Here is a 21,699-nt window from a genome sequence, read left to right on the forward strand (position 1 = left end):
CTTGCGCCGCGTCATCGCTCATTGCATCGAGCACCTCCATGCCGAGCACCATCCTCTCATGGCCACGTTCCGCTAAGCGTATTCTTGTGCTGAGCTTGGACCTGTGCATGAGCCTTGTGGCTATGTGGCTGGCTTTTAGTTTGCGACTGGATACGCTGCATTGGCCCGACGGCCTGCAATGGTTGGTTTATGGCTTAGGTCCCGCCTTGGCGCTACCCATATTCATCCACGCTGGTTTGTACCGCGCCATCTTCCGCTACACCGGCATCCAGGCCTTGCTCACCACCGGCAAGGCCGTGGCCATCTACGGCGCAGTGCTGCTGCTCACGCTGCTCATTGGCAAGTGGGAGGGGATTCCGCGCAGCGTGGGCATTTTGCAGCCGGTGATTTTTCTGCTGCTGGTGGGCGCCAGCCGCTCGCTGGGCTGGCTGTGGCTGGCGGGGCGCACCGCGGCAGCCCCCCACCGGCTGCTGATTTACGGCGCGGGCACAGCCGGGGCGCAAACCGCAGCGGGGCTGGTCAGCGCGCGCAGCTACCACCTGTTGGCCTTTGCCGACGACGACACCAGCAAAGCGGGCCGCAGCATCAACGGTGTGCGCGTGTACGCGCCCGAGGCCCTGCCCGCCACGGTGCAGCGCCTGGGCATTACCGACGTGCTGCTGGCGCTGCCCAGCGTGCCCCGCCAGCGGCGCCAGCAGATCATCGAAAGCCTGCGCCCGCTGCCGGTGCGCATCCGCACCCTGCCTGGCCTGACCGACCTGGCCAGCGGCAAGGTGACGGTGACCGACTTCCAGGACCTGGACATTGAAGACCTGCTGGGGCGCCCGCCCGTGGCCCCCCACCTGCCCCTGATGCAGCAACACATCGCGGGCCAGGTGGTGTTGGTCACCGGCGCTGGCGGCAGCATTGGCAGCGAGCTGTGCCGCCAACTGGCGCAGTTGGGTGCTGCGCAGTTGCTGCTGGTCGATCACAGTGAATTTGCGCTCTACAGCATCCACCAGGAGCTGCAGGCCCTCGCACACCAAGGCTTGGTCCAGACCCAGCTCACGCCCCTGCTGGCCAGCGTAAACAACCCGCAGCGCATGGCCGAGTTGTGCAGCCTGCACCGCCCCGTCTGCATCTACCACGCAGCCGCCTACAAGCATGTGCCCATGGTCGAGGCCAACGCGGCCGAAGGCATCCAGAACAACGTGTTTGGCACCCTGAACATGGTGCGCGTGGCGCTGGAGCAAGGCGTGGGGCACTTTGTGCTCGTTTCCACCGACAAGGCCGTGCGCCCCACCAACGTGATGGGCGCCAGCAAGCGCGTGGCCGAGCTGGTGCTGCAAGCCATGGCCCACGCTACGCAGCCCCCCTTTGCAATCCCGCAAGAAAACACCGAGCACGCCCCCTGGCGCAGCCCCACCCGTTTTTCCATGGTGCGCTTTGGCAACGTGCTGGGCTCCAGCGGCAGCGTGATCCCGCTGTTTCGCCAGCAAATCGCGCACGGCGGCCCCATCACCGTGACGCACCCCGAGGTCACCCGCTATTTCATGACCATCCCCGAAGCCGCCCAGCTGGTGCTGCAGGCAGGCGCCATGGCCGAAGGGGGCGATGTGTTTGTGCTCGACATGGGCGAGCCCATCCGCATCCGCGAACTGGCCGAGCGCATGGTGACCCTAGCGGGCCTGACGGTGCGTGACGCGCAGCACCCCAGCGGCGACATCGCCATCACCTTCACCGGTCTGCGCCCGGGCGAAAAGCTCTACGAAGAGCTGCTGATTGGCGACAACCCCCTGCCCACAGCGCACCCGCGCATCTTGCGGGCGCAAGAGGAGCGCTTTGACTGGGCCACGCTGAGCGCCCTGCTGACCCGCCTGCAGGCGGCTGCGCTGGCCAACGACCCTGACGGCATGCGGGCGCTGCTGCACACCCTGGTGCCGGGCTACCAGCCCGATCAGCCCGACCCACCCGAAGTGGCTGCGCAGGCGGCATGACTGAACAGGTGGCATGACCCAAGGGCTATTCAAAGCCACCGCCACGCTGCTCACCGGCAGCGTGGCCGCCCACGCCCTGCCCCTGCTGCTGGGGCCCGCGCTCACCCGCACCTATTCGCCCGAGGCCTTCGGCCAATTTGCCCTGCTGTGGGCCCTTGCCACCAACGTGGCCGTGGTGGCCTGTGCACGCTATGAATACGCCCTGCCTCTTGAGCGCGCCGAGCCCGAGGCCGCGCAACTGATGGCGCTGTGCGGCCATGTGCTGGCCGCCGTGGGCCTGGCCACGCTGTGCGCTGCTGGCGTGCTGGCCTGGCACAGCGGCATGGCCACCTACTGGCTGCTGCCGCTGGCGGTGCTGGCCTTGGGGGCCACCCAGTGGCTCACGATGTGGGCCACGCGCTCAGCGCGCTTTGGCCTGCTGTCCAGCGCCCGGCTGGTGCAGTACGGTGGGGGCGCTGTGCTGCAACTGGGGCTGGGCTGGTGGCTTATGGGGCCCACAGGGCACACCGAATCCAACGCGCTGGCGGGGCGGTGGGGGCTATGGGGGCTGTGTGCAGGCGCCATCGCCACAGCACTGCTGGCCGCCTGGCTGCTGGCGCGACCGGCCCCGCAGGGCGGCTGGGCGGCCTGCCTGCGCGCCCCATGGCCCGCGTTGCGCGCCATGGCGCTGCGCCACCGCGACTTCCCCCTGCTCAACACGCCCCATGCGTTTGTCGGCGCACTGCAAGACACGCTCACCCTGCTGGCCGTCACCGCCTGGTCGGGCGACGCGGCCGCAGGCCTGTGGGCCATGTCGCTGCGCTACCTGAAGGCCCCCGCCAGCCTGCTGGGCGGGGCTTTGTCGCAAGCGCTGTACCCCCGGCTGGTGCAGGCCCCCAACGCCCAGGCGGCGCGCCAGGCCGTGCACCACAGCATGCGGCTGTTGGCCGCCATCGCACTGCCCATGGCCGCCGTGCTGCTGCTGTGGGGGCCGGCCTTGTTCACCGCCTTTTTTGGCAGCCGCTGGGCGGGGGCGGGCGAGCTGGCCCGGGCCCTGGCGCCGTATATTGCGCTGCACTTCATTGCATCGCCCCTGGCCGTCACCACACTGGCATGGAAGGCCCAGGCCTGGGCACTGCGCCTGGCGCTGGTGGGCCAGGTGGCGTTTTTTGCAGGGCTGCTGGCAGGCCTGGCGCTGGATGGGCTCACTGGCGCGGCCTGGGGCATTTCGGCCTCCATGCTGCTGTACTTTGGCTACTATTTTTGGGCCCTGGCCACCTGGAAGGGCATCCCCCATGAAGGACGCGATGAAAGCCTTGCTTAACCGCTGGCGCCGCCGCCTGTTGCAGGCGCTGTTCTACCGCATGGTGTTTGGCGAGCGCACCGCGCAAGGCACGCCCCTGCCCCACACCCGCATCGCGCCCAGCACCTGCATTGAGGGCGAAGAGGGCCTGCAGCTCGCAGACCATGTGTTCATCGGCCACTTCAACTTTCTGGACGCCGCAGGCGGCCTGCGCATCGATGAGGGCGTGCAGATCACCAACTTTGTGAGCATCGTCACCCACAGCTCGCACCGGGCCGTGCGCCTCATGGGGCGCAGCTATGCGGCGCATGCAGGCCCGGCGGCCGCACGCCCCGGCTACCTGCAGGCACCAGTGCACATTGGCGCCTATGCCTTTGTCGGCCCGCACAGCCTGATCGAAGCGGGCAGCCGCATCGGCAAGGGGGCCGTGGTGTGCGCCTACGCGCAGGTGCGCGGCGAGATACCAGACTTTGCCATCGTGGCCGGGCAACCCGCCCGCGTGGTGGGCGACGTGCGCACACGCGATGCCGCCTTGCTGGCGCAATACCCCGAGATGCAGGCGCACTACGCTGCCTGGGCTGGCATGCTGCCCACCTCGCCCGTCCCTGCATCCACACCCACGCCACCTTCCGATCCCGCCTGACATGCCCCCCATCCACCTGTGTCTGCTGGGCGATGCCACCAGCCCCCACATCCAGCGCTGGGTGCGCGAGATGCAGGGGCGCGGCTACCGTGTGTCGCTGGTCACCGCGCGGCCAGCGCCCATCGAGGGCGTGGAGCAGCATGTGCTGCGCCCGGTGCACCGCTCGGCCCAGTGGCTGCTGCGCGCGGGCGAGGCACGCCGCGCTGTGCAGGCCCTGGCCCCCGACATCGTGCACGCGCACTACACCACGTCGTACGGCTACCTGGGCGCACACTGCGGCCGCCACCCGCTGGTGATGACCGCCTGGGGCAGCGACTTGCTGGTGACGCCCCACACCAGTCCCTGGATGCGCTGGCTCACCGGCTGGACGCTGCGCCGCGCTGACCTCATCACAGGCGATTCGCAAAGCCTGGTCGATGCCGCGCACAGCTACAGCCCCCGCGCCCCAGTGCACTGCGTCCACTGGGGCGTGGACCTGGCGCGCTTTGCGCCTGCGCCGTGGCCAGACAAACCCGGCTTCGAGATCGTGAGCCTGCGCTCGTGGGAGCCCAACTACAACATCGCCACCATCGTCGACGCCGTGGCGCACCTGCGGGCGCAGCAGCCCACTTTGCCCGTGCACCTGCACCTGTTGGGCGGCGGCAGTCTCGAGACCGCCCTGCACGAGCAGGTCGCCCTCCGGGGCCTGGGTGAAGCAGTGACTTTCCACGGTCGAATGGACGACGCAGGCATGGCCCGGGTGCTCGCGCGCTGCAAGGTTTCGGTCTCCGTGCCCACGCAAGATGCCACCTCCGTCTCGGTGCTCGAAAGCATGGCCTGCGGCCTGCCCGTCATCGCCACGCAACTGCAGGCCAACGCCCAGTGGCTGCCCGCTGACTTGCTGGTGCCCGCGCAGAACAGCCAGGCCTTGGCACAAAAGCTGGCCACACTGGCCCAAGACGACACCGCAGCCCACGCAGCAGGCCAGCGCAATGCCCAGCGCATTCAGCAAGAGGGCGACCGCGCCTTGCAAATGGACCGCATGGACGCGCTGTACCGAGGACTGCTGAAGCGGCCCGCGACACACACGGGCACCAGTTAACAAGAAAATAGGCGTCTAGCGCAATCCCATCAAGCGCTGGCAGCTACATAAAATATAGCAACCATGTTCACCCAACCCGTCCAGCCCCAGCTGCTCAGCGTCATCGTGCCCTGCCGCAACGAGGCAGCGCACATCGACGCCTTTTGCGACAGCGCCCTGCAGCAGCAGTTGCCCGCCGGCTGGCAAATGGAGGTGCTGGTGGCCGACGGTTGCAGCGACGACGGCACGCGCGAGCGGCTGCAACAGCGATGCGCGGCCGACCCGCGCCTTCGCTGGGTGGTCAACCCGGGCCGCATTGTCTCCACCGGGCTCAATGCCTGCCTGCGCCTGGCGCGCGGCAGCGTGGTGGCACGGCTGGATGTGCACACCCGGTTTGCGCCCGACTATCTGGTCCAGTGCCTGGCGGCGCTGGAACGCACCGGGGCCGACAACGTGGGCGGCCCCTGGGTGGCCGAAGGGCGCGGTGCCATGGGCAGCGCCATTGCCGCAGCCTTCCAGAGCCGCTGGGTGGTGGGCGGGGCGCTGTCGCGCGACACAGCCTACGAAGGCCCGGTCGATACGGTGTACCTGGGCTGCTGGCCCCGCGCCACGCTGGAGCGCTTTGGCGGCTTTGACGAAGCCCTGGTGCGCAATCAGGACGACGAGCACAACCTGCGGCTGCGCCTGGGCGGCGCGCGCATCTGGCAAAGCGGGCACATCCAGTCGAGCTACCGCCCCCGCGATTCACTGCGCCACCTGTTTGCGCAGCAGCGGCAGTACGGCTACTGGCGCCCCTTTGTCATGCGCAAGCATGGTCAGCCGGGCTCTGTGCGGCAACTGGTGCCTGCGGCCTTTGTGGCGGCTTTGGTGGGCCTGCTCGCCATCAGCCCCTGGAGTGCCTGGCCGCTGGTGGCCCTGCTGGCAGCGTACGGCGGCTATGTGGGCGCGGCCTCGGTGCTGGCCGCCCACGCTGCGGGCCAGTGGCGCACCTTGCCGCGCCTGCCAGTGGTGATTGCGGCCTACCACGTCGCCTATGGCCTGGGCACCTGGCGGGGGCTGTGGGATGTGCTGCGTGGCCGCCAACCCTCGGCCCAGTTTGCGCGCATCACGCGCTGAGCCTGCACCCAACAGCATCGCGCTTCACCATGAGCTCCAACCCATCCGACGAACCCGCAGCCGTGCAGGCCCGCTACGCCCGGCGCAATGCGGTGGCCGATGCACAGCACTACAGCCTGTACGCCAGCGCATCGGCCCTGCAGGCCCAGCAAGAGCGGCTGCGCGCCCTGGTGCAGCTGTGGCGTGCACACGGCTGGCACAGCTTGGCGGGCCTGCACATCACCGAAGTGGGCTGCGGCAGCGGCGGCAACCTGCACGACCTGGTGCGCCTGGGCGCAGAGCCCCAGCTCCTGCAAGGGCTGGAATTGCTGCCCGAACGCGCAGCCCGGGCCCGTGCCACCTTGCCAGCCACACTGGCCATCCACGCGGGCGATGCGGCCAGCGCCACCATCGCCCCCGGCAGCCAGCATGCTGTGCTCGCCTTCACCCTGTTCAGCTCGCTGCTCGATGCCCCCTTCCGCACCGCGCTTGCGCAGCAAATGTGGCACTGGGTGGCCCCGGGTGGCGGCGTGCTGGTGTATGACTTTGTCGTCAACAACCCGCGCAACCCCGATGTGCAGGGCGTGCCGCTGGCCGAAGTGCGGCGGTTGTTCCCGCAGGCCTGGCTGCATTCGCGCCGCATCACATTGGCGCCGCCCGTGGCGCGCCGCCTGCCCGGCGGCATGATTGCGCCGTGCGCCGCGCTGCTGCCCTTTTTGCGCACCCACCGCCTGACCTGGGCGGCGAAACCAGCCCCCAGTACAGGGCCTACCGCTTTACCGTCATGAAAATCACCGTTATCGGCACCGGCTACGTGGGCCTGGTCACTGGCGCTTGCCTGGCAGAAATGGGCAATCGGGTGATCTGCCTCGATCTGGACGCCCAGCGCATCGCCGCGCTGAACCGGGGCGAGATGCCCATCCACGAGCCCGGCCTGGGCGATGTGGTGGCGCGCAATGCCCAAGCCGGGCGCCTGCGCTTTACCACCGACATCGACACCGCCGTGGCGCACGGCCTGCTGCAGTTCATTGCCGTGGGCACACCGCCCAGCGAGGACGGCTCGGCAGACCTGCAGCATGTGCTGGCCGCCGCGCGGGCCGTGGCCGAGCGCATGCAAGGCTACAAGCTCATCATCAACAAGAGCACGGTGCCCGTGGGCACGGCCGATGCCGTGGCGAAGGAGGTAGCGCAGGTGCTGGCCGCACGCGAGCTGCCGCCCGACTTTGCGGTAGTGTCCAACCCCGAGTTCCTCAAGGAAGGCTCTGCAGTGCAGGACTTCATGCGGCCCGACCGGGTGATCGTGGGCAGCGACAACGAGCACGCCACCGCCCTGATGCGCACCCTGTACGCCCCCTTCATGCGCAACCGCGAGCGGCTGATTGAGATGGATGTGCGAAGCGCCGAGTTCACCAAGTACGCCGCCAACGCCATGCTGGCCACGCGCATCAGCTTCATGAACGAGCTGGCTCTGCTGGCCGAAAAGCTGGGGGCGGACATTGAGCAGGTGCGCACCGGCATCGGCACCGACCCGCGCATTGGCACGCACTTTCTGTACGCAGGCACAGGCTACGGCGGCTCGTGCTTTCCCAAAGATGTGCGCGCGCTCATCCAGACCGCCGAAGGCGCAGGCCAGCCTTTGCAGATTCTGCAGGCCGTGCAGGCGGTGAACCAGCGGCAAAAGCAGGTGCTCATCGACAAGATCGTGGCCCGCTTCGGCGCCGACTTGCAGGGCCGCCGCTTTGCGCTGTGGGGCCTGGCCTTCAAGCCCGGCACCGACGACATGCGTGAAGCCCCCAGCCTGACGGTGATTGAGAAACTGCTGGCGCGCGGCGCAGACGTGGTGGCCTATGACCCACAGGCCATGCTGCAAGCGCAGGCAGCTCTGGGCCCACGGCCAAGCCTGTACTATGCCCCTCAGGCCGATGCGGCCTTGGCAGGCGCGGATGCGCTGGTCATCGTCACCGAGTGGAAGGAATTCCGCAGCCCCGACTTTGCCCACATCGTCGCCACGCTCAAGTACCCGGTGGTGTTTGACGGGCGCAACCTGTTTGAGCCCGACACGATGCGCGCCGCCGGACTCGAATACTACCCCATTGGCCGCACGGCCCAACTCTCTTAATTGCCATGTCTACAGCACCTTCAGCTCCTTTCATCCCCTTCGCTCGCCCCGACATCGGCGACGCCGAAATCGCCGCCGTGACCGAGGTCATGCGCTCCGGTTGGGTCTCCACCGGCCCCGTTACGCGCCAGTTTGAGCAGAGCTTTGTGGACTACCTGGGTGGCGAACTACGGGGCGTGGCCGTCAATTCGGCCACGGCCGGGCTACACCTAGCGCTAGAAGCGCTGGGCATTGGCCGGGGGGACGAGGTGATTGCGCCCACGCTCACCTTCACTGCAACGGCGGAGGTGGTGCGCTACTTGGGGGCCGACGCAGTGCTAGTGGACGTGGACCCGGTAACGCTAAACATCGACCCCGCCAAAATCCGTGCCGCCATCACGCCCCGCACCAAAGCCATCATTCCAGTGCACTACGGCGGTCTGGCGTGCGACATGGATGCGGTCCTGGCTATTGCCAGAGAGCATGGCCTGAAGGTGGTGGAAGACGCTGCCCATGCGCTACCCACCACCTGGCGCGGCACGCTGGTGGGGCAACTACGGTCCGATGTGACTGTGTTTAGCTTCTATGCTAATAAGACCATTACCACTGGCGAAGGCGGCATGGCCGTGACGCGCGATGCCGCCCTGGCCGAGCGCATGCGCGTGATGCGTCTGCATGGTATGAACCGCGATGCGTTTGACCGCTTCACTTCCAAAACCCCGGCGTGGTATTACGAGGTCGTAGCGCCGGGGTTCAAATACAACATGACGGATGTGGCAGCCGCCATGGGCGTAAAACAACTGAAAAGGTTGCCGCAATTCGTGCAACGGCGTCAAACCCTTGCCAACCGGTATGACGAGCAGCTGGCGCACCTGCCGCTCACCTTGCCCGCACATGCGCAGCACGGCGACACCCATGCCTGGCACCTGTATGTCATCCGGCTAAAGGCAGATGCGCCGCTGGGGCGCGACGAGGTCATCCAGGCACTGTCGAATCGAGGTATCGGTACCAGCGTGCACTACGTACCACTGCACCGACACCCATACTGGCGGGACCGGTATCAACTGACCCCCACGATGTTTCCTGTGGCCGATGCGGCCTACCAGGCGATGATCAGCATCCCCCTGTTCACCGCGATGAGCGACAGCGACCAGGAGCGTGTGATTGCAGCGTTGCACGAGGTGCTGGGCTGACCATGCCCAAGCGGCTGTTCGACCTGGTATGTGCTGCGTTTGGGCTGTTGGTGCTCACGCCCTTGCTGCTGGCGGTGGCGCTGTGGGTGGTGTGCGACTCACCTGGTCCCGTGGTGTTCCGCCAGCAGCGCGTAGGACGCGCAGGCAAGCTGTTCCACATTTACAAGTTTCGCACCATGCGCCAGCGTGCAGAAGCAGATGGCCTCGCCATTACGATCGGTGCCGACGCCCGCATTACGCGCGCTGGTTACTGGCTGCGGCGTACCAAAGCAGATGAACTGCCGCAGCTGGTAAATGTGCTGCTGGGCCAGATGAGCCTCGTTGGCCCGCGGCCTGAGGTGCCTCACTATGTCGCGCTATACCCCGGTGACCTGCGGGAGCTGATACTCAGCGTGCGGCCGGGCATCACAGACCACGCATCCATCGAATTCCGCGACGAAAGCACTTTGCTGGGCCAAAGCAGCGACCCTGAGCGCACATACGTAGAGGAGATTCTCCCCATCAAGTTGCGCTACGCGGCGCAGTACGCCCGCTCGCACACGCTGTGGGCGGATCTGAAAATCATCGTCAGAACCATATCCGCGCTTTGGGGCTACCACTCGTCCAGGGGCCGAGGACCTTCAGGCAGTGCGTAGCCGATAAAATCAATGGTTCGGCTGAACGCAGCCCTCCACTCCACGCTCCGCACCGACGGCACCTATGTCAGACCAAATCCACGCCCCCACACCTCAGGACGACAACCAGCTCATCGCCGAGCGCCGCGAAAAGCTCCGCGCTCTGCGCGAAGCCCAGGCCAACGGCGGTAGCGTTGCTTTTCCCAACAACTTCAAGCCCGGCCATAAGGCTGCCCAGTTGCACCTGGAACACAGCGCTGCCACGAACGAGTCCCTGGAAGCCACGCCGGTGAATGTGTCTGTGGCCGGCCGCATGATGCTCAAGCGGGTGATGGGCAAGGCCAGCTTCGCCACGATCCAGGATGGCTCGCTGGGCGAAGTGGGTGGGCGTATACAGCTCTATGTGACCCGTGACGCTGTGGGCGAAGAGCTGTATGCGGCCTTCAAGCACTGGGATCTGGGCGACATCGTGGGTGCCGAAGGCTTGCTGATGAAGACCAAGACCGGCGAGCTGTCGGTCAAGGTGACCAGCCTGCGCCTGCTCACCAAGAGCCTGCGCCCGTTGCCCGACAAGTTTCACGGCATGGCCGACCAGGAGCAGAAGTACCGCCAGCGCTATGTGGACCTGATCACCGATGAGCAGGCCCGCAAGCGCTTCGTGGCCCGCAGCAAGGCCGTGAGCGGCCTGCGCGAGTTCATGGTGAGCCACGGCTTCCTCGAAGTCGAAACGCCCATGCTGCACCCCATCCCGGGCGGTGCCAATGCCAAGCCGTTCGTGACGCACCACAATGCTTTGGAGCAGGAGATGTACCTGCGCATCGCGCCCGAGCTGTACCTGAAGCGCCTGATCGTGGGCGGCTTCGAGCGCGTGTTCGAAATCAACCGCAGCTACCGCAACGAAGGTATCTCGGTGCGCCACAACCCCGAGTTCACCATGATGGAGTTCTACGCGGCGTACTGGAACTACCTGGACCTGATGGACTTCACCGAGACGCTGATCCGTGAAGTGGCCCTGAAGGCCACGGGCTCGCTGCAGCTGAGCTACGGTGGGCGCGCCGTGGACCTGAGCCAGCCGTTTGCGCGCCTGACCATCCGCGAAGCCATCTTCCAGTACACCGAGGCCGGTGCCCATGTGGACGATGCCGCCTGGCTCATCAGCGCATTGAAGAAGCTGGGCATGACCGAAGAGAAGGACAAGCTCTCGACCCGCACGCTGGCCAGTCTGCAGGTGTTGTACTTTGAAGAAACGGTGGAAGACAAGCTGTGGCAGCCCACCTTCATCATGGAACACCCCACCGAAATTTCGCCCCTGGCACGTGCCAACGACACCCGCCCCGAGGTGACCGAGCGCTTTGAGCTGTACATCACCGGCCGCGAGTTCGGCAACGGCTTCAGCGAGCTGAACGACGCCGAAGACCAGGCCGCACGCTTCCATGCCCAGGTGGCCGCCAAAGACAGTGGCGACGACGAAGCCATGTTCTACGACCACGACTTCGTGCGCGCACTGGAGTACGGCATGCCACCCACGGGGGGTTGCGGTATTGGTATTGACCGCCTCATGATGCTGCTGACGGACAGCCCCAGCATTCGCGACGTGATTCTGTTCCCTGCGCTGCGCCGCGAGTCCTGAGGCCTGATTTGCGTCGGAGGGCGGTCTGCGACCGCCCCCTCTACCGGTCACCAGGCACCAAGGAGACATACCGTGCCCTTCAGCTCCAGCAACGCGCCCTACCCTGCCAACGAGCCCCTGCCTTCGGGCAATGCTTTTTCGGTACTGGTGGTCGAAGACCAGGGGTCCGTGCGCGCGGCGCTAGTGGCCGAACTGCGGCGGGCGGGGGTGTCAGACATCTTCGAGGCACCCGAGGGCCCGGCTGCGCTGCATCTGTTCAAGACCCACCGGCCCGATTTGGTGCTGCTGGACATCAAGCTGCCGGGCCAGGATGGCTACTGGGTGGCGCAGCAGATGCGTGAGAGCGAGGCGGGGGACTGGACGCCCATCATCTTCCTGTCGGGCCTGGACAACGAACTGGATGTGTGGCGCGGCATTGAGGTGGGGGGCGACGACTACCTGGTCAAACCCGTCAAGCCCATCGTGCTGATGGCCAAGCTGCGCGCCATGCGGCGGTTGCTGGACATGCGCCGACGGCTGGTGTCGATGTCGGCCGAGTTGCATGTCGCCAACCAGCGGCTCAACGAGATGGTGGAAATCGATGCGCTCACGGGCCTCGTCAACCGCCGCGGGTTTGACCGCATCCTGCACAACGAGATCATGGCTGCGCGACGCGACGGCACGCCGCTCACGCTGATGCTGTGCGATCTGGACCACTTCAAGCTTTTCAACGACGCCAGCGGCCATGTGCAAGGAGACGCCTGCTTGAAAGAGGTGGGCCGACTGTTGCGCGAGGTCTGTGTGCGCCCCCGGGACGTGGCCTCGCGCTACGGGGGGGAAGAGTTCGCACTCATCCTGCCCAACACGCCCCGCTCTGGCGCTATGACCTTTGCACGCGCCCTGGGGCAGCTGCTCAAGGTGCGCGCCATTGCACACGCAGACTCCCCACTGGGCGACACGCTGACCCTGTCGGGTGGCATCACCACCTGCGTGCCCGACGACAGCACCAACGCCGAGAGCATGATCATGCGGGCCGACCAGGCTCTCTATGCCGCCAAGGCCCAGGGCCGCAACCGCTTCTTCAGTTTTGAAATGCAAATGGACACCGTGGAGCAATTGCGCAATTGAGTTTCTTCCACTTCTTCTCGTTCGACGCGACCGAACGCAACGCCCGTACCGCCGTCTCCCGCATGCAAGTTCTGAAAACCCGACTGCCCGAGTGGATGCAGGACTGGCTTGAGGTCATCATCCCTGGCTCGCAGATCCTGCTGATTCTGTTTGTCGCTTGGCTGTTGCAGCGCACACTGAGGCGCCTGGTGCGCCGTGCCAGCGCCCACTACCAGTTGCCCAATGAACTGCTGGTGCCCATCAACGGCCTGATCCGCTGGCTCATCATTGCCAGCGCCGTGCTGCTGGTGCTGGAGCGCATGGGGGTGTCCGCCACGGTGCTCTGGACCGCCTTCACTGGTTTTGCCACTGTGGGTGCCGTCGCGTTCTTCGCGGCCTGGAGCGTGCTGTCCAACCTGTTTTGTGCGCTGCTGATCTTCACCGTGCGGCCCTTCAAGATCGGCGACTACATCGAGGTGCTGGACACCGCAGAGAAGCCTGGCGCCAAGGGGCGCGTGGTGGACATTAACCTGCTTTACACCACGCTGGAAGACCACGGCGCAGCCACCGGTCACACGGCCTGGCTGCAGATTCCGAATGCGCTGGTGTTCCAGCGCGTGGTGCGCAGGTTTCAGGGGGTACCGCCGCCCCCTGCCCCGCCTGCGGCCACTGCGGATGCGGTAGCCAATGCCTCACCAGCCGCACCGACGCCTGTGACGCCAGGGCCCTTCAACACGCCCTAGCGGGTAACCACGCGGCACCGCAAGGGGTGTGGCGCCGTACCGACACACCACCACACGCAGGTCAGGGCAACAGGTCCAGCGCCTGCAGGTAGGCAGGCTGGTACATCAGTTCATCCCAGGCTTGCGGCAGGGTTTCGGGCAGCAGCGCCAGGCGGCGGGACTCGCTGTCCACACTGGGTTGCCAGCGCCCCTGGTTGCGGGCGTTGTCGAGGCCCGTGATGAGTTCGTCCACCGCCTTGCCATCGCCCACGCTCTGGTTGCACAGCAGCACCAGGTCGCAACCCGCTTCCAACGCCGCCACGGCGGCATCGGTGTAGCTGACCACCTGGCCGTCCAGGCGGCGGGCACCTTCCATGCTAAGGTCGTCGCTGAAGATCGCGCCGTCAAAACGCATCTCGCGGCGCAGGATGTCTTGCAGCCAGCGCTGCGAGAAACCGGCGGGGCGGCTGTCCACCTTGGGGTAGATCACATGGGCCGGCATCACGCTGGTGAGCGTGCTGCTGAGCCAGGGGTAAGGCGCCGCATCGTCGGCCAGGATGGCCTTGAGGCTGCGCTTGTCCACGGGTACCTCGGTGTGCGAGTCCGCCTTGACAAAGCCGTGGCCAGGGAAGTGTTTGCCGCAGTTGGCCATGCCCGCCTGCAGCAGGCCGTGCATGAGGCTCTTGGCCAGCAGCGCCACCACACGGGGGTCGCGGTGGAAGGACCGGTCTCCGATCACTCCGCTTTCGCCCCAATCCAGGTCGAGCACGGGCGTGAAGCTGAAGTCCACACCGCAGGCGCGCAATTCGGTACCCAGCACATAACCCGCCGCCGTGGCCGCATTGGTGGCGCGCAGGGCGCCGCTGCCGGGCACAGCCTTGGCGCCCTTGCCGTCATCCATCCACATCTCTCCCAGCGCACGCATGGGCGGCAGGTGGGTGAAACCATCGGTGCGAAAGCGCTGCACACGGCCGCCTTCGTGGTCCACACAGATCAACAGGTCGTCGCGCACGGCCTTGATGCTGCTGGTGAGCTGCAGCAGCTGTGCGCGGTTTTCCCAGTTGCGGGCAAACAGGATGACACCACCCGTGAGTGGGTGCGCCAGGCGGCGGCGGTCATCGGCATTGAGGGTGGTGCCAGCGACGTCGAGGATCAGGGGTGCGTGTTCAGTCATGGGACGTTTCAAGGGTCAATTGCTACTCAATTGATAGCTATCAGCACATATGAATCATGCGCTTCAAGGTAATTTGGTTTGGATTTTTTCTACCACACAGAAGCTGGCGGCGTAGTCGGTTTCGTCGGTCACGCTCAGGTGCGCCTGCAAGCCTTGGGCCTCAAACCATTCCTTGAGCGCGCCGTGCAGCACGATGACAGGCTGACCGCTGCGTTGCTTGGCGACCTCGCAATGGCGCCAGGTCATCGGCATGCGCATGCCCAGACCGATCGCCTTGCTGAAAGCCTCCTTGGCCGAGAACCGGGTAGCCAGGTAGCGCAAACCCCGGTCGGGCCAGCGCGCGCTGCGTTCACGCCAGGTGGCCAGTTCGCCCTCGGCCAGCACCTTTTCAGCAAAGCGATCGCCGTGGCGCGCCAGACTGGCCGCGATGCGGCGCACGTCGCAGATGTCGGTGCCGATGCCGTAGATCATGAAATTTCAATCAAAATGGCTAGAAGCGCTAGTGAAACATGCCTCTGCAGCTATCAAATCAGGAGTTCCCAGCACCCACAAAGCCCTGGGCAATGCAGTCCAGGTACGCTTGCACGGTTGCGGCGTAGCCCAGCTCCAGTGCATCGGCAATCAGCGCATGGCCAATCGAGACCTCCAGAACGCCCGGCACTTCGCGCACAAAAGCCGCAAGGTTGTCCCGGTTGAGGTCATGGCCAGCGTTGACGCCCAATCCGACGTCCAGCGCGGCCTGGGCGGCTGCGGCATAGCGTTTGAGCTCGGCCGCCTGCTGTGCCGAGCCCCAGGCGGCGGCATAGGGCTCGGTGTACAGCTCCACCCGGTCGGCTCCCACGGCCTTGGCCGCTGCCATTTGCTCGGGGACCGGGTCCATGAAGAGGCTCACGCGCACACCCAGTGCCTTGCATTCGGCCACCAGGGGCGCCAGGCGCTCGGCATCTTGCGGAAAGCTCCAGCCGTGGTCGCTGGTGAACTGGTCCTCGCTGTCGGGCACAAAAGTCGCCTGCTGGGGGCGCACCTGGCGAATGAAATCCATCAGGTTCTGCGACGGGTTGCCCTCGATGTTGTATTCGCGGTCGGGCCAGGCCTTTATCAGTGTTGCCAGCTCATGCACGTCCTGGCCGCGGATGTGCCGTTCGTCGGGCCGGGGGTGCACCGTGATGCCCTGCGCACCCGCTTGCAGGCACAACTCGGCCGCGCGGGTGACGCTGGGAATGCCCAGGTGTCGCGTGTTGCGCACCAAGGCCACCTTGTTGACGTTGACGGACAAGGCGGTGCGCTGGGGAGAGTGAGAGGATGGATTCATAGGGCCTGCAAATCAATCATGAGCTGGCGGGTGCGCAGCGTCGAGCTGCCGCAATGGTATTGCAGCAGGGCACGCAGCTGCGGCTTGAGTTCGGTCGCCACGGGGGCACATGCGCGCAAGGTGGCGGTGTAGCTGGCCACATCATCCAGCCCATGCTGCAGGGCCCGCCACTGGCTGCCCAGCAGGCCTGCGCGGTCCGCTGCCGACGCGGCACGCAAGCCGCCTTCGGGCACCAGGGTGTAGCGGGTGCCCGGCTCCAGGGGGGCGAAGGTCATGGTCTGCACGTCCAGTCCCGGCAAGAGGCCGATCTCGCGCAGGAGCAGCAGCTCAAAACTGCGCAGCACCGCCTCGAGCGCATCGCCATGCTCACTGGCCAGCACGCGCACCACCCCTGCATAGGCATCAAACAATGCCGGGTGCGGGTCTGCCCTCGCCAGCAGGCGCAGCAGCAGTTCATTGAGGTACATGCCCGACAGCAGCGCATCGCCCGTGGGCATCACATGCCCCCCCACCCATTCGGCGCCCTTGAGCGTGTGGATGTCCGCATGGCCATCGCCCGTGAGCGTGTAGGTCACCAGCAAGGGCTGCAGCGGCAGCAGCACCGGGCGGAAGTTGGAGCTGGGCTTCTTGGCCCCTTTGGCCACCAGTGCGGTCCGCCCTTGCTGGCGGCAGAAGACCTCCAGGATCAGGCTGGATTCGCTCCAGTTGTAGCTGTGCAGCACGAACGCAGGTTCATCAGAAATGCGCTTGGCTACGGCCACGGTGCTGCGGGGATGAATGGTACGGAGGGATCGCCCGTGACGCCTGCTGCGGGGTGTGTGCGCAGGAAGACGGGGAAGTCAGCTTTCGGGGCTTACTCGTAGCCGAAGGAGCGGACCCGGGCTTCGTCATCGGCCCAGCCGGAGCGGACCTTGACCCACAGCTCCAGGAACACCTTGGCGTCCATGAGCTTTTCCAGCTCCTGGCGGGCCTCGGTGCCAATGCGCTTCAGGCGCTCGCCCTTGTCGCCAATGACCATCATCTTGTGGTTGTCACGCTCCACCACGATGGTGGCGGCAATCTTGACCAGGCGTTTGTGCTGCTTGCTCTTTTCCTCATCGAACTTGTCGATGACCACGGTCGAGGTGTAGGGCAGTTCGTCGCCCGTGAAGCGAAACAGCTTCTCGCGCACGGTTTCAGAGGCCAGGAACTTCTCGCTGCGGTCGGTCAGTTCATCCTCGCCATACCACCAGGCCTGCTCGGGCAGGTATTTGGTGCAGATGCCAAACAAACGCTCGATGTCGCCCTTGTTCTTGGCCGACATGGGCACGAACTCGGCAAACGAATGGCGCTCCTGCATGCTCTTGAGCCAGGGGGCCAGCTCGGCACGGCGGTGCACCATGTCCAGCTTGTTGGCCACCAGCAGCGTGGGAATGCCCGGCTTGAACAGCGAAAGCACCTTCGCATCCGCCAGCGTGAAGTTGCCGGCTTCCACCACAAAAAGGATCAGATCCACGTCGCCAATCGCGCCCATCACCGTCTTGTTCAGCGACTTGTTGAGTGCGGTGGCGTGCCGGGTCTGGAAGCCAGGGGTGTCCACAAAAATGAACTGCGTCTGGTCCAGGGTGCGAATGCCCGTGATGCGGTGGCGCGTGGTCTGCGCCTTGCGCGAGGTGATGCTGATCTTTTGCCCCACCAGGGCATTGAGCAGGGTGGACTTGCCCACGTTGGGCTTGCCAACAATGGCGATCACACCACAGCGTTGGCCGGGCACAGCCGCCGGAGCCCCCGCAGCAGCCAGCATGGCTTCCAGATCGTTTTGCACCGGGGCGCTTTCAGCACCCTGGTCAGGAGCTACATCTTTGGTAGCGTCATTCATAAATTCTTTGCTTTCAATGTGGCCAGCATGGCCGCGGCGGCGGCTTGCTCGCCTGCCCTGCGGGAACCGCCGATGCCACGCTCGGTCAGGCCCAGTTCGGGAATATCGCACTCGACGTCAAAGGTCTGGCGGTGGGCCGCACCCACCGTCGCGACCACCTTGTACTGCGGCAGCCTCATTTTGCGGCCCTGGAGCCACTCCTGCAACGCGGTTTTGGCGTCCTTGGATGCTGCCTGCATCTGCGGGTTGATCTCCACGCCCTGGAAAAGACGGTGCACCAGCGCTTCTGCGCTGGTGTAGCCGGCATCCAGATACACCGCCCCAATCAGGGCCTCCAACGCGTCCGCCAGAATGGAGGGGCGCTGCTGCCCCCCTGATTTCGCCTCACCCTCTCCGAGGCGCAGTACCTCTGAGACTTTGAGTCGCACCGCCAACTGGTGCAACGTGTCCTGCTTGACCAGATTGGCCCGCACCCGCGACAAATCCCCCTCGGGCAACTCAGACAAACGCTGGTACAGCAGGCTGGCCACCGCCAGGTTCAAAACCGAGTCGCCGAGAAATTCAAGCCGCTCGTTATGGTCCGCAGAGAAACTGCGGTGTGTGGTGGCACGCTGGAGCAGTGAAGGATCGGCAAACACATGCTGCAGGCGATCCTGCAGCGCTAAAAGACCGGGCTGCACCTAATTCGTCTGCGCTTCGAGGCGGTAGACCAGATAGGTTGGCCCTGCCAGGGGAATTTCGCGCGAGTATTTGAACGACACGATCACCTTATCGCCACGCTTCGTCACTTCTAGGTCAGAGCCTTTGATCGATCTGATGTCGTCAATCGCTGCAGCTCGGTCGAAAGCAGCGCGCACACCCGGCACCGTGCTCTCCACCTTGGCTTTCTCGATGGCCTTCTTCGCAGCGCTGTACTCCAGAAAAATCGGCACCGACTGTCCCCCAATGGCAAATACAGCCACGGCAATCAGTCCCACAAAAATCAGTCCAAAAAACGACAGCCCGCGTTGGCTTGAGCGGCTTGCAGTGCGATATATCTTCATCAATGACCCCCTCAATGTTATTTGCAATCACCCGCACTCAATGGAACGAGCCAATGCGCTTGAGATTACCGAAATTCATCCAGACAAAAAAGGCCTTGCCCACGATGTTGCCCTCGGGCACAAACCCCCAGTAACGGGAATCAAGCGAGTTGTCGCGGTTGTCGCCCATCATGAAATAGTGCCCCGCCGGCACCTTGCAAGTGACACCTTCTACACTGTAGCGGCAGTTTTCGCGATAAGCAAAATTGCTGGCGCCTTGTACAAAAGCAGGCACATCGGGATTGTTCAGCAACCGGTGCGGCTGATCACCCAGTTGCTCTTCAAACTGCTTGAAGTAACGCATGGAGTCTTCTTCAAAGAAGTCGGGCAACGCCTTCGTGTCAACAGCTTTACCGTTGATGGTGAGGCGCTTGTTGATGTAGGCCACCTCATCGCCCGGCACCCCTACCACACGCTTGATGTAGTCCATGCTGGGCTGTGGTGGATAGCGGAACACCAGAACATCGCCGCGAACGGGCCTGGATCCCTCGGTCAACCGTGTGTTGATGACAGGCAGTCGAATGCCATAGGTGAATTTATTCACCAAAATCAGGTCGCCAACAAGCAGCGTTGGGATCATGGAGCCCGATGGAATCTTGAAAGGCTCGAAAAGGAACGAGCGCAAGAAAAACACCGCAGCGATGACTGGGAACAACCCCGCAGTCCAGTCCAGCCACCAGGGTTGCATGAGGATGCGGCCCTTGGCTTCCTGCACATCCACATCCACCTTCTGGATGCCCATGCGATCCAGCTCTGCACGCCGCTCAGTTGCTGCGTCCTCGATGGCCTGCGCCGCGCGGCGCCGCCGGGGCAGAAAATAAATGCGCTCTGCCAGCCAGTAGATGCCGGTGACGACCGTCGCCAGAAACAAAAGCAGTGCAAAGTTGCCCTCGATAGCTCCGGTATACCAGGCACCAATATAGCCCACGAAGGCAGCCAGCACCAGTGACGTCAAAATTTGCATGAATTGCATCAATCTTCCACCTGCAAAATGGCCAGGAATGCCTCTTGAGGCACCTCGACCGATCCGATCTGTTTCATGCGCTTTTTGCCTGCTTTCTGCTTCTCAAGAAGCTTGCGTTTGCGGGTGATATCGCCGCCATAACACTTGGCCAACACATTTTTGCGCAGTGCCTTGATGGTTTCGCGCGCAATGATGTTGGCGCCAATGGCCGCCTGGATGGCCACGTCATACATCTGGCGGCTGATGATCTCGCGCATCTTGGCAACCACTGCCCGGCCGCGGTACTGCGACTGCGAACGGTGCACGATGATGGACAAGGCATCCACCTTTTCTCCGTTCAGCAGGATATCAACCTTCACCACATCGGAGGCACGGTACTCCTTGAACTCGTAGTCCATGGAGGCGTAGCCGCGCGAGACCGATTTGAGCTTGTCAAAGAAGTCGAGCACGATTTCACCGAGCGGCATTTCGTAAGTGAGCATTACCTGGCGACCGTGGTACGCCATGTTCATCTGCACGCCACGCTTCTGATTGGCCAGCGTCATCACCGGGCCCACATAGTCCTGCGGCATGTACAGATGGACCGTCACGATAGGCTCGCGGATTTCCTCCAGACGACCCTGGTCAGGCATCTTGGAAGGGTTCTCGACCATGATCACTTCGCCGTCGGCCTTGACCACCTCATAGACCACACTGGGGGCCGTCGTGATGAGGTCCTGGTCGAATTCGCGCTCCAGCCGCTCTTGCACGATCTCCATGTGCAACAGTCCGAGAAAGCCGCAGCGGAAGCCAAAGCCCAGCGCCTGACTCACCTCGGGCTCATAGTGGAGCGAAGCATCGTTGAGCTTGAGCTTTTCCAGGGCGTCACGCAGCGAGTCGTACTCACTGGCTTCGGTGGGGTAAAGACCTGCGAACACCTGGGGCTGGATCTCCTTGAAACCAGGCAGCGCTTCCGTAGCAGGCCCTGCATTGTTGGGGAGCTTCTTCTCGAGCGTGATGGTGTCACCCACCTTGGCGGCCTGCAGCTCCTTGATGCCGGCAATGATGTAGCCCACCTGCCCCGCATCGAGGGAATTGCGCGGCTCGTTGGCGGGCGTGAACACCCCCAGGTTGTCGGCGTTGTACACCGCGCCCGTGGCCATCATCTTGATGCGCTCGCCCTTGAGCAAGCGGCCATCGACCACACGCACCAGCATGACCACCCCCACGTAGCTGTCGAACCAGCTGTCGATGATCATCGCGCGCAGCGGGCCATCGGCATTGCCACGTGGTGCGGGCACCTTGGCAACAATCGCCTCCAGAATCTCATCGATTCCCATACCGGTTTTGGCAGAGCAAGGAATCGCGTCGGTGGCATCAATGCCGATCACATCTTCGATCTCGGCCTTGGCATTGTCTGGATCAGCGTTGGGCAGATCCATCTTGTTGAGCACCGGCACCACTTCCACACCCAGATCCAGAGCGGTGTAGCAGTTGGCCACAGTCTGCGCTTCGACCCCCTGCGATGCATCCACAACCAACAGCGCACCCTCGCATGCAGACAGCGAACGACTCACCTCATACGAGAAGTCCACATGCCCTGGCGTGTCGATTAGATTGAGGTTGTAGACCTGCCCATCCTGAGCCTTGTACTGCAGCGCAGCGGTCTGCGCCTTGATGGTTATCCCACGCTCTTTTTCGATATCCATCGAGTCCAGAACCTGGGCCTCCATCTCACGGTCTGCAAGACCTCCGCACCGCTGAATCAAGCGGTCGGCAAGCGTCGACTTGCCATGGTCGATGTGCGCAATGATGGAAAAATTTCTGATGTGATTCATCAACGGAAAGCGTCAAGTGATTGAATTAAAACAGTGCGCACAAGAAAAAAGGGCGCGTCGAATGGCGACGCGCCCTGAACCAACAATCATTGG

General features: G+C 64.4%; 21 protein-coding genes. 12 read left to right on the forward strand and 9 right to left on the reverse strand.

The window, feature by feature from the left end:
* The first annotated feature begins 38 nt into the window (after window positions 1-38).
* From C8C96_RS20185 to C8C96_RS20240, 12 genes are all read left to right on the forward strand, one after another.
* Window positions 39-1,976: a nucleoside-diphosphate sugar epimerase/dehydratase gene (locus C8C96_RS20185; protein WP_121943410.1), complete on the forward strand. Its 1,938-nt coding sequence runs from the start codon at window positions 39-41 to the stop codon at window positions 1,974-1,976.
* Window positions 1,977-1,989: 13 nt separating this feature from the next.
* Window positions 1,990-3,279: a lipopolysaccharide biosynthesis protein gene (locus C8C96_RS20190; RefSeq protein ID WP_121943411.1), complete on the forward strand. Its 1,290-nt coding sequence runs from the start codon at window positions 1,990-1,992 to the stop codon at window positions 3,277-3,279.
* On the forward strand, window positions 3,263-3,901 hold the full coding sequence (locus C8C96_RS20195) for an acyltransferase (protein ID WP_121943412.1): 639 nt from the start codon (window positions 3,263-3,265) through the stop codon (window positions 3,899-3,901). Before C8C96_RS20190 ends, C8C96_RS20195 begins: the two co-directional genes overlap by 17 nt.
* Window position 3,902: 1 nt before the next feature.
* On the forward strand, window positions 3,903-4,982 hold the full coding sequence (locus C8C96_RS20200; RefSeq protein WP_121943413.1) for a glycosyltransferase: 1,080 nt from the start codon (window positions 3,903-3,905) through the stop codon (window positions 4,980-4,982).
* A gap of 63 nt (window positions 4,983-5,045) precedes the next feature.
* Window positions 5,046-6,077, forward strand: a complete 1,032-nt coding sequence (locus C8C96_RS20205) for a glycosyltransferase family 2 protein (RefSeq protein ID WP_121943414.1) — start codon at window positions 5,046-5,048, stop codon at window positions 6,075-6,077.
* Between the two features lie 29 nt (window positions 6,078-6,106).
* Window positions 6,107-6,844 (forward strand): methyltransferase domain-containing protein, encoded by a 738-nt coding sequence (locus C8C96_RS20210; protein WP_121943415.1) that lies wholly within the window; start codon window positions 6,107-6,109, stop codon window positions 6,842-6,844.
* Window positions 6,841-8,175 (forward strand): UDP-glucose/GDP-mannose dehydrogenase family protein, encoded by a 1,335-nt coding sequence (locus C8C96_RS20215; RefSeq protein WP_121943416.1) that lies wholly within the window; start codon window positions 6,841-6,843, stop codon window positions 8,173-8,175. Before C8C96_RS20210 ends, C8C96_RS20215 begins: the two co-directional genes overlap by 4 nt.
* A gap of 5 nt (window positions 8,176-8,180) precedes the next feature.
* On the forward strand, window positions 8,181-9,347 hold the full coding sequence (locus tag C8C96_RS20220) for a DegT/DnrJ/EryC1/StrS aminotransferase family protein (RefSeq protein ID WP_121943417.1): 1,167 nt from the start codon (window positions 8,181-8,183) through the stop codon (window positions 9,345-9,347).
* A gap of 2 nt (window positions 9,348-9,349) precedes the next feature.
* Complete coding sequence (locus tag C8C96_RS20225) at window positions 9,350-9,982, forward strand: sugar transferase (protein WP_121943418.1); 633 nt, start codon at window positions 9,350-9,352, stop codon at window positions 9,980-9,982.
* Between the two features lie 64 nt (window positions 9,983-10,046).
* Window positions 10,047-11,591 carry a lysine--tRNA ligase gene (gene lysS, locus C8C96_RS20230; RefSeq protein ID WP_121943419.1) on the forward strand — a complete coding sequence of 515 codons (1,545 nt, stop codon included), beginning with the start codon at window positions 10,047-10,049 and terminating at the stop codon, window positions 11,589-11,591.
* Between the two features lie 72 nt (window positions 11,592-11,663).
* Complete coding sequence (locus C8C96_RS20235; protein WP_121943420.1) at window positions 11,664-12,698, forward strand: diguanylate cyclase domain-containing protein; 1,035 nt, start codon at window positions 11,664-11,666, stop codon at window positions 12,696-12,698.
* A gap of 62 nt (window positions 12,699-12,760) precedes the next feature.
* Window positions 12,761-13,420 (forward strand): mechanosensitive ion channel family protein, encoded by a 660-nt coding sequence (locus C8C96_RS20240; RefSeq protein WP_121944109.1) that lies wholly within the window; start codon window positions 12,761-12,763, stop codon window positions 13,418-13,420.
* Window positions 13,421-13,481: 61 nt separating this feature from the next.
* On the opposite strand, the gene nagZ is transcribed toward C8C96_RS20240, so the two are convergent.
* From nagZ to lepA, 9 genes are all read right to left on the reverse strand, one after another.
* The gene (nagZ, locus tag C8C96_RS20245; RefSeq protein WP_121943421.1) at window positions 13,482-14,573 is read right to left on the reverse strand and encodes a beta-N-acetylhexosaminidase; all 1,092 of its coding nucleotides are present in this window, start codon (window positions 14,571-14,573) and stop codon (window positions 13,482-13,484) included.
* A 63-nt stretch (window positions 14,574-14,636) separates the two neighbouring features.
* Complete coding sequence (acpS, locus tag C8C96_RS20250) at window positions 14,637-15,044, reverse strand: holo-ACP synthase (RefSeq protein WP_121943422.1); 408 nt, start codon at window positions 15,042-15,044, stop codon at window positions 14,637-14,639.
* A gap of 58 nt (window positions 15,045-15,102) precedes the next feature.
* A complete protein-coding gene (locus C8C96_RS20255) occupies window positions 15,103-15,885 on the reverse strand; it encodes a pyridoxine 5'-phosphate synthase (protein WP_121943423.1) in 783 nt (260 codons plus the stop codon).
* Window positions 15,882-16,646: a DNA repair protein RecO gene (gene recO, locus C8C96_RS20260; protein WP_121943424.1), complete on the reverse strand. Its 765-nt coding sequence runs from the start codon at window positions 16,644-16,646 to the stop codon at window positions 15,882-15,884. Before recO ends, C8C96_RS20255 begins: the two co-directional genes overlap by 4 nt.
* 92 nt (window positions 16,647-16,738) lie before the next feature.
* The gene (gene era / locus C8C96_RS20265; RefSeq protein ID WP_121943425.1) at window positions 16,739-17,743 is read right to left on the reverse strand and encodes a GTPase Era; all 1,005 of its coding nucleotides are present in this window, start codon (window positions 17,741-17,743) and stop codon (window positions 16,739-16,741) included.
* Window positions 17,740-18,423: a ribonuclease III gene (rnc, locus tag C8C96_RS20270; protein WP_056061378.1), complete on the reverse strand. Its 684-nt coding sequence runs from the start codon at window positions 18,421-18,423 to the stop codon at window positions 17,740-17,742. Before rnc ends, era begins: the two co-directional genes overlap by 4 nt.
* Window positions 18,424-18,786: a DUF4845 domain-containing protein gene (locus tag C8C96_RS20275; RefSeq protein ID WP_121943426.1), complete on the reverse strand. Its 363-nt coding sequence runs from the start codon at window positions 18,784-18,786 to the stop codon at window positions 18,424-18,426. It abuts the gene before it with no gap.
* Between the two features lie 37 nt (window positions 18,787-18,823).
* Window positions 18,824-19,798, reverse strand: a complete 975-nt coding sequence (gene lepB, locus C8C96_RS20280; protein WP_121943427.1) for a signal peptidase I — start codon at window positions 19,796-19,798, stop codon at window positions 18,824-18,826.
* Window positions 19,798-21,606 carry a translation elongation factor 4 gene (lepA, locus tag C8C96_RS20285; protein ID WP_121943428.1) on the reverse strand — a complete coding sequence of 603 codons (1,809 nt, stop codon included), beginning with the start codon at window positions 21,604-21,606 and terminating at the stop codon, window positions 19,798-19,800. The genes lepB and lepA overlap by 1 nt, the downstream gene beginning before the upstream one ends.
* Window positions 21,607-21,699: the final 93 nt, after the last annotated feature.

It is taken from the genome of Acidovorax sp. 100 (assembly GCF_003688355.1).
In the GTDB taxonomy this organism is placed as follows: domain Bacteria; phylum Pseudomonadota; class Gammaproteobacteria; order Burkholderiales; family Burkholderiaceae_C; genus Acidovorax; species Acidovorax delafieldii.

Excerpts from the sequence above, each read along its gene's own strand:
- era (WP_121943425.1), bottom strand. The coding sequence starts at position 17,743 with ATGAATGACGCTACCAAAGATGTAGCTCCTGACCAGGGTGCTGAAAGC.
- C8C96_RS20220 (WP_121943417.1), top strand. The coding sequence starts at position 8,181 with ATGTCTACAGCACCTTCAGCTCCTTTCATCCCCTTCGCTCGCCCCGAC.
- C8C96_RS20275 (WP_121943426.1), bottom strand. The coding sequence starts at position 18,786 with ATGAAGATATATCGCACTGCAAGCCGCTCAAGCCAACGCGGGCTGTCG.
- C8C96_RS20205 (WP_121943414.1), top strand. The coding sequence starts at position 5,046 with ATGTTCACCCAACCCGTCCAGCCCCAGCTGCTCAGCGTCATCGTGCCC.
- C8C96_RS20225 (WP_121943418.1), top strand. The coding sequence starts at position 9,350 with ATGCCCAAGCGGCTGTTCGACCTGGTATGTGCTGCGTTTGGGCTGTTG.
- C8C96_RS20215 (WP_121943416.1), top strand. The coding sequence starts at position 6,841 with ATGAAAATCACCGTTATCGGCACCGGCTACGTGGGCCTGGTCACTGGC.
- C8C96_RS20190 (WP_121943411.1), top strand. The coding sequence starts at position 1,990 with ATGACCCAAGGGCTATTCAAAGCCACCGCCACGCTGCTCACCGGCAGC.
- C8C96_RS20255 (WP_121943423.1), bottom strand. The coding sequence starts at position 15,885 with ATGAATCCATCCTCTCACTCTCCCCAGCGCACCGCCTTGTCCGTCAAC.
- C8C96_RS20185 (WP_121943410.1), top strand. The coding sequence starts at position 39 with ATGCCGAGCACCATCCTCTCATGGCCACGTTCCGCTAAGCGTATTCTT.
- lysS (WP_121943419.1), top strand. The coding sequence starts at position 10,047 with ATGTCAGACCAAATCCACGCCCCCACACCTCAGGACGACAACCAGCTC.
- C8C96_RS20240 (WP_121944109.1), top strand. The coding sequence starts at position 12,761 with ATGCAAGTTCTGAAAACCCGACTGCCCGAGTGGATGCAGGACTGGCTT.
- acpS (WP_121943422.1), bottom strand. The coding sequence starts at position 15,044 with ATGATCTACGGCATCGGCACCGACATCTGCGACGTGCGCCGCATCGCG.
- C8C96_RS20195 (WP_121943412.1), top strand. The coding sequence starts at position 3,263 with ATGAAAGCCTTGCTTAACCGCTGGCGCCGCCGCCTGTTGCAGGCGCTG.
- lepA (WP_121943428.1), bottom strand. The coding sequence starts at position 21,606 with ATGAATCACATCAGAAATTTTTCCATCATTGCGCACATCGACCATGGC.
- lepB (WP_121943427.1), bottom strand. The coding sequence starts at position 19,798 with ATGCAATTCATGCAAATTTTGACGTCACTGGTGCTGGCTGCCTTCGTG.
- C8C96_RS20210 (WP_121943415.1), top strand. The coding sequence starts at position 6,107 with ATGAGCTCCAACCCATCCGACGAACCCGCAGCCGTGCAGGCCCGCTAC.
- C8C96_RS20200 (WP_121943413.1), top strand. The coding sequence starts at position 3,903 with ATGCCCCCCATCCACCTGTGTCTGCTGGGCGATGCCACCAGCCCCCAC.
- nagZ (WP_121943421.1), bottom strand. The coding sequence starts at position 14,573 with ATGACTGAACACGCACCCCTGATCCTCGACGTCGCTGGCACCACCCTC.